Source organism: Bacillus sp. SD088 (assembly GCF_017355205.1).
GTDB lineage: Bacteria > Bacillota > Bacilli > Bacillales > Bacillaceae_C > Lederbergia.
The window spans coordinates 26,596-41,851 of record NZ_JADIJK010000022.1 but is presented as its reverse complement, the minus strand read 5'-3'; the positions used below and the strand labels follow the sequence as shown (position 1 = coordinate 41,851).

16 protein-coding genes and 1 pseudogene are annotated in these 15,256 nt (G+C 39.4%); 15 read left to right on the top strand and 2 right to left on the bottom strand.

Annotation, left to right across the window (positions count from 1 at the left end; translation table 11 throughout):
* The first annotated feature begins 290 nt into the window (after positions 1–290).
* From IPU53_RS17915 to IPU53_RS17905, 3 genes are all read left to right on the top strand, one after another.
* Positions 291–1,160: a cation diffusion facilitator family transporter gene (locus tag IPU53_RS17915; protein WP_207452375.1), complete on the top strand. Its 870-nt coding sequence runs from the start codon at positions 291–293 to the stop codon at positions 1,158–1,160.
* Between the two features lie 307 nt (positions 1,161–1,467).
* Positions 1,468–1,725: a hypothetical protein gene (locus tag IPU53_RS17910; RefSeq protein WP_207452374.1), complete on the top strand. Its 258-nt coding sequence runs from the start codon at positions 1,468–1,470 to the stop codon at positions 1,723–1,725.
* Positions 1,722–2,099, top strand: a complete 378-nt coding sequence (locus tag IPU53_RS17905) for a retropepsin-like aspartic protease (RefSeq protein WP_207452373.1) — start codon at positions 1,722–1,724, stop codon at positions 2,097–2,099. The genes IPU53_RS17910 and IPU53_RS17905 overlap by 4 nt, the downstream gene beginning before the upstream one ends.
* 186 nt (positions 2,100–2,285) lie before the next feature.
* Here the strand turns inward: IPU53_RS17905 and IPU53_RS17900 are convergent, their stop codons facing one another.
* Positions 2,286–4,094, bottom strand: a complete 1,809-nt coding sequence (locus tag IPU53_RS17900; RefSeq protein ID WP_242698398.1) for a YhgE/Pip domain-containing protein — start codon at positions 4,092–4,094, stop codon at positions 2,286–2,288.
* A 1-nt stretch (position 4,095) separates the two neighbouring features.
* Complete coding sequence (locus tag IPU53_RS17895) at positions 4,096–6,150, bottom strand: efflux RND transporter permease subunit (protein WP_207452372.1); 2,055 nt, start codon at positions 6,148–6,150, stop codon at positions 4,096–4,098.
* A 129-nt stretch (positions 6,151–6,279) separates the two neighbouring features.
* On the opposite strand from IPU53_RS17895, the gene IPU53_RS17890 reads away from it, so the two are divergent.
* The 12 genes and pseudogenes from IPU53_RS17890 (at position 6,280) to IPU53_RS17840 (ending at position 15,251) form a co-directional block, all read left to right on the top strand.
* Positions 6,280–6,864, top strand: a complete 585-nt coding sequence (locus IPU53_RS17890; RefSeq protein ID WP_313886521.1) for a TetR/AcrR family transcriptional regulator — start codon at positions 6,280–6,282, stop codon at positions 6,862–6,864.
* A gap of 187 nt (positions 6,865–7,051) precedes the next feature.
* Complete coding sequence (rlmH, locus tag IPU53_RS17885) at positions 7,052–7,531, top strand: 23S rRNA (pseudouridine(1915)-N(3))-methyltransferase RlmH (protein WP_207452371.1); 480 nt, start codon at positions 7,052–7,054, stop codon at positions 7,529–7,531.
* Between the two features lie 169 nt (positions 7,532–7,700).
* Entirely contained in the window at positions 7,701–7,958 is a 258-nt protein-coding gene (locus IPU53_RS17880) for a response regulator (protein WP_313886520.1), read from the top strand.
* Positions 7,959–7,984: 26 nt separating this feature from the next.
* Complete coding sequence (locus tag IPU53_RS25055) at positions 7,985–8,308, top strand: histidine kinase dimerization/phospho-acceptor domain-containing protein (RefSeq protein WP_242698397.1); 324 nt, start codon at positions 7,985–7,987, stop codon at positions 8,306–8,308.
* Between the two features lie 39 nt (positions 8,309–8,347).
* Positions 8,348–8,899 (top strand): sensor histidine kinase, encoded by a 552-nt coding sequence (locus tag IPU53_RS25050; protein WP_242698396.1) that lies wholly within the window; start codon positions 8,348–8,350, stop codon positions 8,897–8,899.
* Between the two features lie 705 nt (positions 8,900–9,604).
* Positions 9,605–9,814: a hypothetical protein gene (locus IPU53_RS17870; RefSeq protein ID WP_242698395.1), complete on the top strand. Its 210-nt coding sequence runs from the start codon at positions 9,605–9,607 to the stop codon at positions 9,812–9,814.
* 70 nt (positions 9,815–9,884) lie between these two features.
* A complete protein-coding gene (locus IPU53_RS17865; RefSeq protein ID WP_207452370.1) occupies positions 9,885–10,679 on the top strand; it encodes a class I SAM-dependent methyltransferase in 795 nt (264 codons plus the stop codon).
* Between the two features lie 402 nt (positions 10,680–11,081).
* Positions 11,082–11,714, top strand: a complete 633-nt coding sequence (locus IPU53_RS17860) for an NAD(P)-dependent oxidoreductase (protein ID WP_207452369.1) — start codon at positions 11,082–11,084, stop codon at positions 11,712–11,714.
* The gene (locus IPU53_RS25685; RefSeq protein WP_207452368.1) at positions 11,711–11,830 is read left to right on the top strand and encodes an alpha/beta hydrolase fold domain-containing protein; all 120 of its coding nucleotides are present in this window, start codon (positions 11,711–11,713) and stop codon (positions 11,828–11,830) included. The genes IPU53_RS17860 and IPU53_RS25685 overlap by 4 nt, the downstream gene beginning before the upstream one ends.
* Before the next feature lie 129 nt (positions 11,831–11,959).
* Positions 11,960–12,073: pseudogene (locus IPU53_RS17850) on the top strand (nucleoside deaminase); the annotation flags it as partial.
* Between the two features lie 71 nt (positions 12,074–12,144).
* Complete coding sequence (locus IPU53_RS17845; protein ID WP_207452367.1) at positions 12,145–12,894, top strand: copper homeostasis protein CutC; 750 nt, start codon at positions 12,145–12,147, stop codon at positions 12,892–12,894.
* A gap of 242 nt (positions 12,895–13,136) precedes the next feature.
* On the top strand, positions 13,137–15,251 hold the full coding sequence (locus tag IPU53_RS17840; RefSeq protein WP_207452366.1) for a BglG family transcription antiterminator: 2,115 nt from the start codon (positions 13,137–13,139) through the stop codon (positions 15,249–15,251).
* Positions 15,252–15,256 lie beyond the last annotated feature (5 nt).

Here is a 15,256-nt window from a genome sequence, read left to right as displayed (position 1 = left end):
AGGATCTGTGCATATGTGGATAACTATTGTGCATAACTTGTTCGTAACCTGTGTGTAATAAATGAAATGTCCTCCTGTGGGTAACTCTATTCAGGTTGTGGATAAATAGAAAGTGAACAAAAGATAAGCAATCCTTTTGGTAACTTTATTGTGATATAGGGGATTTTTCCTTGATGCAACATACTTGCCTTTTGCTCATTAACATAGAGTCAGGTAAAAAGGTTTCTATAGACCCACTCATAGTTCATTCAGTATGATGGATACAAGTGCTTGGTGAGGGAGGGACGAAGATGGATGAGCAAAAGTACAAAAATCTTAAATTAGGCGAAAGAGGAGCCATTGTTAGCATCATGGCTTATATCTGCCTTTCCATCTTAAAATTAGTTTTTGGCTATATGAGTGACTCCACTGCTTTAAAAGCAGATGGTTTAAATAATACTACCGATATTATTGCCTCTATTGCCGTCCTCATTGGGCTCAAGTTATCGAGAAGACCACCTGATCAGGATCATCGGTATGGTCATTGGAAAAGTGAATCGATTTCCTCGATGATTGCTTCTTTTATTATGTTAGCTGTTGGCATACAAGTATTGCGGGATGCCATCACCTCCATGTTTCAAGAGGAAAAGGTCGCACCAGATATGTTGGCAGGATATGTAGGAGTCTTTTCAGCATTAGCCATGTATTTTATTTATCGTTACAATAAAAAATTAGCGAATAAAATTAATAGCAAAGCGGTTATGGCAGCAGCAAAGGACAATCTTTCCGATGCATGGGTAAGTATAGGGATCGCAATTGGTATCTTCGGTTCTCAATTCAATATGGCGTGGCTTGATACAGTAACAGCCATTATTGTGGGGCTATTAATTTGTAAAACCGCTTGGGATATCTTTAAAGGAGCGTCTCATGAGCTTTCCGATGGATTTGATGAAGATAAAATTCAACTTTATCACGACGTCATCGTTAAGGTCGATGGCGTAAAGGGAATCCAGGAAATCAAGGGCAGAAATTATGGAAATAATGAAGTCATCGATGTTGCGATTCTGGTGAATGAGAATTTAAATATTCATGAGGCCCATGATATAGCGAGCCGTGTAGAAAATGTCATGATTGAGAAATACGGGGTTTACGATGTCCATGTTCATATGGAGCCGAATTAAAGAATCTGTGTTAGATTCTGAAACCATTCAAAATCACTCCTCAGAGTCTGCACAAATAGAACCCGCTGATTTAAAAAGGCAGCGGGATCAAGGCTCTTTGATCATATTCTAACACCTCCGCCATAGTGGTTCCTCGCTAAGGCATCGACAGCCTTTTTTGGGTTTGAATATTACTGTTTGCTATGACTGAGGTCACTAAGCAAATCTTCTCCTGGTTGATAGGCATATTGTCCACCCCCGTACTATAAAAAATGCCTTCAATTTCTGTGGTATAATGTAGACAAACATACCTGAACGGAGGGATGAGATGCGTTGGCTAGAAGTACAAAAACGATTTCCAAATGAATGGGTTGTATTAGAAGTCATGAAGGCGCACTCAAAAGAAGGGAAAAGATATATTGAAGAAATAGTAGTTATTGATCGATTTGAAAAGTCAAGTGAGGCTATGCGGCGTTATGATGAATTACGAAAAGAAAAACCTTATCGAGAATATTGCTTTTTTCATACATCACGCCCTAACCTAGTTGCACGTGAGAGATATGCAGGGATTAGGAGTTTAAGATGAAAATCGATATTCAGTATGGTCTTCCATTTGTTCGTCTTGAGATAGAGTTTCGTGGGAATAAGAGAGAACTTAATAAAGTCTTATTAGACACAGGATCTGCGGGAACTATTTTTAATGCGGATGTAGTAGGGGAAATTGGGGTTGAACCTGAAAAAAACGATATTGTAGATATGATTCGAGGAGTCGGTGGCGTCGAGTACGTATATGTAAAAATTTTTGATCATATTCATTTTGGAAACATTCGCCAAGAGAACTTTGAAGTTGAAATTGGGAATATGGATTATGGAATGGATATTGACGGTATTCTGGGATTTGACTTTATAAAGGCTTCGAACCTTATAATTGATACGAAGGAATTATCGGTTTATACGTAAATATAGCTAGCTCCGCGATCCCTTTCCAATTAACTTCATTAGACGGATTATAATGGGCCTTATAAAGACAAGCATGCCAGGTACTGAAACGATTCAAAATTGTTTCAGTACCTGGCACGCTTTATTAAGTATTGCGAACTGCCATCATCCCTATGTTTTAGGAGGAAATGGAGTTACTTCCACTTTTTAGCGGAACAAATCCAAGAACCGATCCCAAAGACCTTTGTTTTCTAAATTTGTTTCTTTTATGCTTTCAGGTTCTTCTATTTCAATCAATTCAGTCTGCAGGGCGAATTGTACAACATCGACTTTTTTATTTTCTTCAGACACAAACGAGATTGGCTCGAAGTCAGATGTATCATATTCCTCTAGCATTTTATCTATCTCGGACTGCATTTCGTTAGGCAAATCACTGGTTTCTTTTTCAAGTTCTTCCGTGCCGTTCTGAAGAGCTCCGGCACCTTCCTCAAGAGAAGCAGTGCCACTGCCAAGTCCCTTGATACCTTTATCAATCTCTTGATAGTTGGTTGCCAAATCGCTAACGCCATTGGTGTATTCTGCTAATCCTTGATGGAAAGATTGATACTGTGATGCAAGGTCTGATATGCCTGATTGCAATTTTTCTAGTTCATCAAAACCATCCATATTATTAAGTCCACTTTCCACTGCAGATGCGGTAGAGTTGGCTTCGTCTGCCATTTTTCGTACTGCACCAGAAATGTTATCCAATGTTCCCGTCACTGCATCAAATAAGGGCTTCACTGACTCATACGTACCTTTAGCTCTCTGAGCTGATTCATAAGACTCTAATAATTGGTTGACAACTTCCTGATCGACATCACTTGTTAATAATTCCTCTATTTGATCTTCTGTGATGTTACCATTCGGGATCGCGTATAGCGCCTCAGCTAAACTACTATAGGCCTTATCATAGTTAGCACGCAATTCATCAAGTCCATCAGCCGTTTCGTTTAAGCCACCTGCTAATGCATGAAGGCCTTCTGGTAATTGTTTAAGATCACCTGTGTCAGGAGTCTCATTTGGAGCACTTTGCAATGCACCTGCCACTTGCTGTAGAGCCTTTTGGATTTCCGAGGAACCGCCGACCAGTTCACCGGATGATCGATTCAGCTGATTGATCCCATTCAGGTAACTACTAGAACCATTACTCAGTTCGGTGGCACCACCATTCAAGTCCGAAATGCCACCCTTCAAATCGCCAACCCCGTCATTAATCTTTTTAATCGCGTCGGCCAAGGATGTCATATTCCCTTTCATGTCTCCCAAATCCGGATCATCAAAAGGAATCGTAGCCGGTGTTGCTGATATGTTAATCGGGTCCATTTCAAGATCCGTCACATCAGCAGATACAATGAATGTTTCTTCCTTTTTCGGCATAACAGTAAAGGTTAGCATCGTATCTTTACCGGATTTCGCTTTGGTTGCATCAGGAGCTTGAATCTGATCAAACTTGACTGGATCAAGCGTCAGCGAGATTTGCATCATATAATTCTCGAAAAACGCGGGGTCTGCATCATCATTGCCAGAAGTCTTAATCTGCAATTCTAAAGATCCACTTTTCCCAGCCAATTCATTAGGGTCCACTTTTTTTCCATCCAGCATATAGCTGATTTCAATATTCCATGGCAGTGGCCGGTTATCGATGGCACCTTGATAATAAAAATTATCATCCCCTTTTTCCACCTGAAAACGGACCTTACCATCATCCAGCTGTTCGATATCCAATAAATTACTCAAGTTTTGAACATCCGTATATTCTCCATGATCTGTGATGGTGCCAGGCTTCGCGTCATGAAATGTATTGACCACATACATATCCTGTAGGGCTCCATTTGCCCCCAGTTTGCCGTATATGGCTTCATCCTTCGTTGTATAGGCATCCTCATTCTCTTTCGCTAACACTGAAAAAGGAAGTGAGCCAAATACCAAAAAGGTTCCCATCATCACGGCTGCTATTTGTTTAAAACGCATCATATCACTCCTCATTCTTTTTATAAAAATTCGGTTTCCAGCTTGTTTTTTCAAGCAAACGGTCGAATACGACGAGCAGTGCTGGTAGGAAGATCAATACGGAAATAAAGGCTAATAACGCACCGCGTCCGAGTAAAAGCCCAATGGACGAGACGATCGGATCTGATGATGTCGCCGACAAAATAAATCCAACACTGGATAGAATAGACGCAGACACCCCAATGGAGAATGTCTTTTCATCAATGGTTTTCTTCACGGCAGCCAATGCACTCATGTCTTTACGGAGTTGCGTATAGTTTTCGGTAAATAAGATGCCATAGTCGACTGTCGCTGCCAACTGGACCGTACTGATGATCAGATACCCGATATAAACAAGTGGTGAATCGGTTAAGTACGGAACGGCCAAGTTAATCCATACGGATGTCTCGATCGTCAGCAATAAAACGACAGGGAAGGAAATAGACCGGAATGTGATCAGTAGAACAATGGCAATCGAAATTACTGTAAGTGCGTTGACTAACGTATTGTCCTTTTCCACAATATCCTTCATATCGTACATCGTCACGCTTTCCCCAAGAGCATGGTAATCATCATCATAATAATCGGTGGCAATTTGTTTAACCTTTTCGACAAGAGCAAATGCCTCGTCACCCTCCGAATCCGTTGTCGTATTTAAAGTGATACGACTGTAATGCTTCGAAAAGAATGATTCAGTTACCGATTCATCGAGATACCCTGACGGTATACCTGCCCCGACAGTATTCACATAAGAAATTGTACTTTTCACTTCATCGAGATCACCAAGATCCTGTACTAGTAGCTCTTCTCGTGCCAGATCTCCTTTTGGTACTAACAGAACCATCGGTGTATATTTATCAAACACAGCTTCAATTGCACGCTCATCCTGACCGGCACGTGTATCAGCAGGATTGTCTCCAGTTCCATAAAGGAAATCCGTATTTCCTTGTGCCAAGAAAGCCGGAACAATGAGAATAGCCACGATCAATAGGACCGGAATACGAAGCTTCACGATATATTTCCCGAAATTATATTTACTAGGCAAGAAGGCACGATGCTTAGTTTTATCAATCCATTTATACAGCATCAACGTGAGAGCAGGGAGGAAGATCATCACACTGATGAAGCTTAGCAAAATTCCTTTCAGCAGGTTCAAGCCTAAATCTGCACCAAGCCCAAAATCCATAAACATCAAAGCTGTAAATCCAAAGACTGTTGTTGAGGCACTAGCTGCAATTGCCGGAAAAGATCGCTTCATTGCCAGCTTCATCGCTTCCGCTGGCGTCTCCTCTGTCTTCCGATAATCGGTGAAGCTATGAAGCAGGAAGATGGCGTAGTCAAGTGACACAGCCAGCTGTAAAATCGGGGCTACAGCTTGGGTGACAAAGGAAACCTCACCTAGAAAGATATTTGTTCCCATATTAATCAGAACGGAGACGCCTATGGTTATGAGAAAAAACACTGGCTCCAGCCACGACGTAGTGGACAGCAGCAGAATCAAAATTATAACTGGTACAAGAATTAACGCTGCATTCATTGACTCATCGCCTGTTAATTGCTGCGATTTCGCCGTATTCAGGGCTTCTCCTGACATCGCATTATCCTTACCAATCAACTCATAGACGGCATCTGTCGTTTCCACTTCTTTTCCACTTTCAATTTCAAAGGAAAACAGTGCATTGCCATCTTTATAGTACGTCTCAACGGTATCTTTATTTTCCATTTCGATGGGTGTTGTAATATCCATTACATCATCGAGCCACATCACCCCAGAGACACCAGCAATGTCTTCCAATTTCTGTTTGTATGCTAATGCTTCTTGGATGTCGACATCCTTTATCATGACCCGTGTATTGGCCACATCATCGTTAAATTCTTCATCCATCACATTCGTGGATTTAATCGATGGTGCATCATCGGACAGATAGTCAACCATATCATAATTGGTCCTAACGCCAAACTGCACCACCGCACTAACAATTGCCAGAACGACAAAGGTGATGACAATCGATTTTTTATATTTTAAAATAAGTTCTGTCATTTCTGTCTTTGTTCATCCTTTCTTGCTCTATCCATTCAAACACGATATCATTATACACGACACCGTGTTGGAGATACAACAGACAGTTTTGTATTGAAAGTGTAAAAACCAACATATAGGATCGATGTGTTGAAGAAAAGTAAAAGTGAGTGTGACAATTTAATGAACAAAAAACTCGATCGACGAAAGAAGTACACCCGAAAGGTTTTAATGGATAGTTTCATCACTTTATTGAAGACCAAACCGATTTCTGCTATCACCGTTAAAGAAATCTGCGAACGGGCCGACATTAACCGTTCCACTTTTTATGCACACTACAAAGACCAATTTGACCTGCTTGCGCAAATAGAAGAAGAAATCATCACAGACCTACATATGTATTTAAATCAATACAATGTTGAGCAGGAACAGGAAGTACTGCAGCTGACAGAAAGGCTGCTGGAATATGTCGTTTCCAAGTATGAAATGTTCCAGGTACTTCTCAATGAAAATGCCGACCATACCTTTGAAAGACGTGTAATGGATGTCGTCCGTTCCTTTCTGATCCAAAGTAAGATCACCAGCGATGAAGTAGATGCGAATACTTCCGAATATGTGATTACTTATTTAATCAGTGGCAGCATTTACGTTATAAAACAATGGGTTGCCAACAACATGGACCAGTCACCAAAACAGCTCGCACAGTTAATTAATAGTTTTAGGTTTAAGGAATGATGATTTCTGTACAAGAAGCAATCTAGCATTGTCATTCTTAAACGGGAACTTTCGACAGCAAAAATAAAGAGTAAAGGGACAGGCCATGTTAGCTAGAAAGAGAGTAGGAAGCAAGTCCTTTTTTGCTACACTTGAGGGAAGAGAAAGCGGATAAAAAACCTTATCGAAAAGCAAAGGAACGAACCTAATGAAAATTACGATTATTAGCGTTGGAAAACTAAAAGAAAAATACTTGAAACAAGGCATCCAGGAATATCTAAAACGCTTAAGTGCCTATGCAAAAGTAGACGTCATCGAAGTCGCAGATGAAAAAGCACCGGAAAACTTAAGCGAAGCAGATATGGAAGCGGTCAAGTACAAAGAAGGAGAGCGTATCCTCTCACATATGTCCCAAGACACCTACGTTATCACCCTAGAAATCAACGGCGCCATGCTCACCTCAGAACAACTTGCCAAAAAAATGGACGATCTCGCCACCTATGGCAAAAGTAAAATCGCCTTCATCATTGGCGGGTCTCTCGGTTTGAGTAAGGATGTCCAAAATCGCAGCAACTATGCCCTCTCGTTCTCCAAAATGACGTTTCCACATCAATTGATGAGATTGGTGTTGTTGGAACAGGTGTATCGCGGGTTTAGGATTATGAGGGGGGAACCGTACCATAAATAAAGGCCTGCCAAGCAAAAAGGGAAATTCCCTGGGAAAGTAACCGGATAGAACAAAGTTATTTATACTGATATTCATCTAAAATACGGTATATTCCATAATGGGAAGTTAGCAAGAAAGTTATGCGCTATAATATGGCAAACGAATCCCAAAAATGAAGGTGGAGTAAAGTATGGGTGAACAAATCCACATTTTAGTAGTAGAAGATAATGATGATATTAATCAATTATTATGTAACATCATAAGAAAGAATGGCTATCATCCGCAGCCTGTATATTCTGGTACAGAAGCAATGCTGTACTTGGAAAAGCAGGAATGGGATATGTTACTCCTTGATCTTATGCTTCCAGGGATGTCTGGGGATGAAATCCTTACAAAGATTGCTGAACAAAGCAATTGGGGAGCATCTTATTCTATAAAAAGGAAATAAAATAAAGAAATGAGCGGGTGAGGTAAATGGTGTATATAGCAATATTTTCAATTTTTATCGCATTATTTATTCTCATCCGCTTTATTTTCTTGAAAAAGGAAATACGAAGTGTGAATGAACAACTACAGGAGAGACATCAAACTAAAACGGATATGAAAATCAGACTCGGATATTATGATAAAGATTTGGAAAAATTAGCAAAGGAAATAAATATCCAAATAGATGAAACGAAGAGGGCCACTGCACAAAGAAGACGGACAGAGAATGAGTTAAAGCAAGCCATTTCAAGCATTTCACATGATATCCGTACCCCGATGACCTCAATCTTGGGGTATATTCAATTTTTGTAAGATGATAATACCCCTGCTGACATAAGAAAAGAGTATACCATGATTGTAAAAAATGGTGCATCAAGGTTAAAAGTTCTACTAGAAGACTTTTTTGAGCTCTCTATTATTGAGTCAGCAGATTATCCATTAAAGATAGAATCCATTCAATTAAATGATTTGGTCCTGGAGGTTTTGGTCGGTTTTTATGAAGAATTCAATCAAAAGCATATAGAGCCGACTATTAATATTCCGGAGGATGAGATAAGGGTCGAGGCTGATGTCTCTGCAGTCAAGCGGGTAATTGAAAACCTAGTTACAAACGCTTTAAAGCATTCTACTGGCAATGTAACCATTACCTTAAAAAGGAACCCTTCATTCGTTGAGCTTACGATTAGTAATCCAGCTCTGCAATTAAAGGAAGAAGATCTCTTTCACATGTTTGATCGCTTTTATAAAGCGGATCAAGCAAGAAAGGGAAAAGGAACAGGGCTCGGATTATCCATTGCCAAAAGTTTAATGGAAAAAATGAATGGAAATCTTTCAGCTGAATTGAAAGACCAGCAATTAGTTATGAAATGTGAGTGGAAAACGACGGTTCGTGATGGGGGATAGGTTTATATAAGTGAATGGGGACAGTAACTGCTTCATTTCCCCTTTGTTGATTTCGTGAAGCGATGATGACATGCCAATCTGTTGAGGATACAGCTATAGCTTTTTCCGTTTCAAAACCCAATCCTGTGTTTCCCCCAGCTATGATAATTGTTTTCGTGGCTTCTTTCATTTTATCTACTACTCCAATCAATTTCCTATGAGCTAACAAATAGAATCCGCAAGGCCAAGCGTTCAATCTTGGTAGTAGCATTTAATCCCGGCATGATGCCTGGCAAAGGTTCAGAGCTAACGAGGGATTATAAACCCTTTCAACGTTTCACGTGGAACAATATTATGCCGCTCATGCGTTTTGTTCACCCTGGCATTCGCTCAACCAAACAATCGGGAAACGATCTTGCAAACCTTATTAACAGCAGCTCTATTAACAGCGGGACGTATTGGGACGGTCGCAAACAAATCCCATCCTCTGAGGAATCTTACAATAAAGAACGTGCCATCGAGCTATGAAATTGGAGTGCTGAAAGGCTTGACTTGGCAAAGGATATTTAGGGATGAGCGGGGGAACAAGAGTAGCAACAACCTTAATTATTTTTCAAGCCAACTGCAAAATAGACAATAATCCAAGAAGGGTTATTGCCTATTTTTGTTGAAGTTATTGAATGAATGGTTTGGGGACTTAAAAAATTTGAAATAGGAAGTGTATTTATGGAAGCAACTAAAATATTGAATATGAATAAGGAAGGCTGGGAAAAATCAGCAGAACGTTTTTTCGGAAGAACTGCTCTGCCTGAATATGGTCCCTTATCTTTAACAGAAAATCAACTTAACTTATTTGGTGATATTTCGGGTAAAAGGGTTTTGGACATTGGATGTGGCAGCGGGCATTCATTAGATAGCTTTCAAGAACGATATTAATCTTCTAGAAGGTTATTGCTAGATTGATGGAAATAACGATAAAATAATTGTTTTGAAGGGAGAGGTAGCTTTGTTTCCTGACTTATCCAATTGCCTTTTTACAGGAACTTATAAGGAAAGAATGGATCATATTGCGGCTGAATTAGGTAAATATGAGTACACTTGTAATTTTAAGTATGAAGGAATATTAGCAGAAGAAATATTAACTGAGGAGTTAAGGAAGACACTCCGCGGCGGGAAAGTATTGGATGTTGGTTGTGGTCATGGAGAGTATACCAATAGTTGGTCTGATTATGCAGAAGAAGTTGTTGGATATGATATGACGGAAGGCTTTATTGAAACCGCAAATAAAAATAAAAATCCCAATGTAAGGTACGTAATTGGAAATACAAAAGATGGATTAGGGCTTCCTTTTCCAACAGATTACTTTGATGTCGTTTATACAAAGAAAGGACCAACAAGCTGGTTTCCAGAAGGAAATAGGGTGGTAAAACCTGGAGGTACAATATTGTTACTTTATCTATATAATTGGATATCTGACATTGGAGATTATTATAAAGGGTGGATTGATCCGAATACTAATGGAACAGAAACTCTTAACATAATAAATGAGAGGTTAGCTAAAAGTGGGTTTGAGGACATAAAGACCAAAACCATAGAGGAGATTGCTTATATACCTACTCCAGAAGATGTTATTAACTACATATTCTTTGGCCAGAGTAAAAAGTTTACTGATTATGTTAAAGAACAGTACTTAGAAAAAGTCCAAAGACAGTTCGAAAAATATACTCATGACAAAGGAACAGACAGAGGTATTAAGGTAACGAATTACTATTGTTTAATCCAGGCAAAGGCATCGTCATAGATACTATTAATTACTTTTGGAGGATATTCTATGAAAACTAGAGATTACTCTAAAATTGCAACAGTTCCTCAAACGGGCCATATTGTTGAACAGTGGAATTTTTGACGATTGAGGAATCTTAATAGAATACGCATGGCAAGCATGAAACAGTTATTAGCGTATATGGGGTTGTAACAGCAAAACGTTAAAACTGTACACTGTCAGCCCCTTGTATAACCACATTGTTACAACAACAAAATATGGAATATACTCTTATAACATTATTTATTAAGCAAATTATATGCTTCTCATAGATGTTTGTGACTTATGTTTACTCTTAACATACGATTTCCGAGTTTTGTTGGTGAACCCCAGTAAGATCAATATGATTTGTACTATAAACAAAACGAAAGAATGGGTGAGATGATGAATATTGTAATTTTCGGCGCATCAGGTGCTACTGGACATGAACTGGTCAAACAGGCGTTAGAGCAGGGACATCATGTAACCGCATTTGTGCGTAATCCGGCGAAGCTACAAATTCAACATGATCAGTTAAAGTTCATTCAAGGAAATGTGACTGACTATGCCTCGGTCGAACGTGCTGTACAGGAGCAGAATGCGGTATTTTGCGCGCTTGGCGCTTCTTCTCCTTTGCGAAGGGATCCGGCACTGATTGAAGGTGTTGGCAACATTACGTTAGCGATGAAGAAGCAACACGTAAACCGATTCATTTATTTGTCCTTCCTAGGGGTTAAGGAAGGTCGTAAGGGATTAGGTTTCTTTATTAAATACATCGTTGTTCAATTGCTCCGTAATGTAGTTGCCGACCATGAGGTCAAGGAACAGATTGTAAAGAACAGCAATCTCGACTGGACGATCGTTCGTCCCCCCAGATTGACAAATGGCAACCAGACAGGCAATTACAGAAGTGGGGAGATTATTGAACAGCGTTCCTTCATTCTAACGATCTCACGTGCGGATCTTGCTGATTTCATGCTTAGGCAGCTGTCTGACACGAGTAATATAGGAAAGGCGCCGCGAGTCATGTATTGACATCACCTTTTCTTATCGATGATCTTTCAAATATACCTCCCGTATTAATTGTAATTGCTGAATATGATCTACTCCGAGATGATAAAAATTGCTTAAATATAATACCGATGATTTAATGTTGAACAGAGACCAAGGAGGATTAACGTGGCAAGGATTATGGAATATCTTCATTCGAAGAAGCAGAATGCCGAGAAAATACAATGCTAAGATATTGTGATTACCCAACCGCTGTATTGCAGGATAAGGCAGGCGGTGACCATACCCAACACCCTGAATTCGCCGTAGCGCGACGGGCAGCTAATAAGATGACACCTGAAGAGAGAAGCAAGGCGACAGTTTATACCTCTGGTGAACAGTGTTAAATTCATTTCTTTTTCTGATAGATGGTGTAATAGGTCGATCAAAACAATGGGGAAGGGAGAAGAATAGAATGAAAAAAGTCGCTGAAATATGTTGTGGCAGTATAGAGGATGCTTTAATCGCACAGAGAGCAGGAGCGGATCGAATAGAATTAAACAATGCCATGTATTTATTTGGATTAACACCATCTCTTGGGACTATCAAGTTGGCAGTTGAATCTTGTCATGTTCCCCTTGTAGTCATGGCTAGGCCGCGTCCGGGCGGATTTAATTATAATGACCATGAACTTGACACGATACTTGCGGATATTGAATCTATGGTGGAGTATGATATTGAGGGCGTGGCATTTGGGTGTTTAGATGAGAATAGGAATATTGATAAAGAAAAGAATAACAAAATAATAGATGTGATTCATAAAGGTAATAAGGATGCAATTTTTCACAGAGCATTTGATGGGGTCAAAAATCCTTTTAGGTCAATGGAATTACTTATTGATTTGGGAGTAAAGCGGGTATTGACCAGCGGATTAAATACAACTGCAGAGCGTGGGGTAGAATTATTAGCGGAATTGCAGCATAGTTACGGGGATAAAATCGAAATTCTGGCTGGCGGTGGGGTTACTGCTTTGAATTGTAATAATATCCATCATAAAACTGGAATTCTTCAATACCATAGTTCTTGTAAATCATGGAGATTGGACCCAACCACAATAGGGAATGTCTCCTTTGCTTTTGCTGAAAAACCACATGAAGCCGAATATAACGTAGTAGATTACATTAAAGCAGTAGAATTCGTTAACGCAGTGAGAGGTAATATATAATGTAAATTGAAAATAAAACTCGGATATACTTCCGGGTTTTTATTTATGGAGAATTTATAAGTGAACAGACAAAGGTATTCACAAATTTTGGAGACAGGAATATCCAAATTTAAATCTGCCTGCTTATCAGTACAATTTTACACACTTCTATGTGGTTTACTTGGTCTTATCTTAAGGCTGAAATCCTATTATAATTCAGATATAGGCATACTACAAATGAACAATTGATTAGGAGGATAATGATGGATCAACGTAGTATGGCAATTTTAAATAAGCTTTCGAAAGCGGATTCATATATTACTGTCCAGGCGTTTGCCGCATTGCTAAATGTGTCGCGACGCACCATCTACAGTGACCTTGAAAAAGTTAATGATTGGTTGGCGGAACATCACCTTGCCAAAATCAAACAGGTAAGAGGACAGGGCTTGTATATAGATGAGCCGACTAGGAAAGAACTAATAAGGAACTATTTTTTCACTGGAATGACTTATTATGAATTCTCTCCTGTAGAGAGGAAGGCTTGGATATTCATTCATGCCGCGGGAGCGGACCAAGCTTGTTTTTTAGAAGATATCAGGCAGCTCTTTCAAGTAAGCAGGAACACAATCCTAGAGGATGTTAAAAAGCTGAAGGAGGAAGTCAAAGCTTACCAGTTGAGCATTCATACAGAACGAAAAACAGGATACGTCATCAGGGGAAATGAAAATAAGATAAGAATGTTGTTAATCAATTATCTATCAATGGTCACCCCACATGAAGGCTGGCATGATGCCCTATCCGATTTACAAGATGCTCCCAAGAGGAATCAAGCATTGCAGCCTTATTCACTTTTTAATACACATTTGATAGGCGTATTACGTCAGTTAATACATGATTATGAACAACGATTTATGATTGAATTTACGGATGAGGTTTTGGACAATATTGTCATTTGGTTTTTCTTTTTCTTAAGACGTATCTCTCAAAAGGAGTTTGTGGAGGTAGACCCCATTGAAAAGGAAGTCATTGAAACAACGGATGAATATGCAGGCGTCCATTTACTATGTAAACATTTATCCGAGTCATTGAATATGACGATCCCGGATAATGAAGTCCATTATTTCACGAGGTTTCTTTTAAGCGCGAAAGTCAATTACAACCTTCGTACAAGATTAGAAAGCGAAGAGATGCAGGAATTATTGCAAGTTGTGGAGAAAATGGTTTCAGACTTTCAACTGTATGCTGCGATAGAGTTTCAGGAGCCACAACAATTGATCCAAAATTTGTTGCTACATTTAAAGCCTGCATACTACCGAATAAAATATGGGATTGAAATTGAAAATGCATTGCGGGATTCGGTCATACAAAATTATCCTGAGGTTTTTCATTTAACAAAAAAGGTCGTGCACCATTTTGAAGATTTGATTGGTCAGTCGATCGCAGAAAGTGAAGTCGCATTTATTGCGATGCATTTTAGTGGGTGGCTTCGAAAAGAAGGTCTGATGCTTGAACAAACCGTAAAAAGGATGCTTATTGTATGTACGAATGGATTAGGCACATCACGGCTGCTGGAAAGCCAACTGGAAGGGCTGTTTTCGGATATCCAAACTACCGGAGTAGCATCATTAAGAGAATATGAAAAAATGGATTTAGATGTCGATTTCATTGTATCCACGATAGCGCTCGAAGACAAAGGGGTTCCAGTCTTTGTCATCAACCCTGTTTTAAATAATGAAGACAAAGAGCAGTTGTTGATCAAGGTGAACAGCTTGTTTAACTATTCGCCGAAAAAGCAAATTTACTCGGTGGAGACAATCATGGATATTGTGAAAAGATATGCGGTGATAGAAGATGACAAAGCGCTATCCAAAAAACTTAGAAGATACTTGCATCCTCCGATCAATATGGAAAGTGAAACGCCAAAGCCAAACCTCGCTGAACTTCTACCACCGGATAGGATTTTATTAAGAAAACAGGTATCTAGTTGGAAAAAGGCTATAAGCATTGCCGCAGAGCCATTACTTAAACAAGGATATATCCAAGAAGAATATATATTCAAGATGATTGAAAATGTGGAAGCAAATGGCCCATATATCATCATATCGGAATACTTTGCCCTTCCGCATGCCAACCCGGATAATGGCGTGGTGAAAACCGGAATGAGCATGCTGCATTTGGAAGAGCCAGTCGATATATTGGGAAAACCTGCAAAAGTCATTGTTGTTTTAGCCTCAAAAGATAATGAACAGCATTTAAAAGCTTTATCCCAGCTTACGAAACTATTTTCGGACAAAAAAAACAAAGAACAAGTAATGAATGCGACAGATGTAAATGAAATTGCCGAACCTATTAAAACATACGGTGCAGTGCAAAATTAACAGCA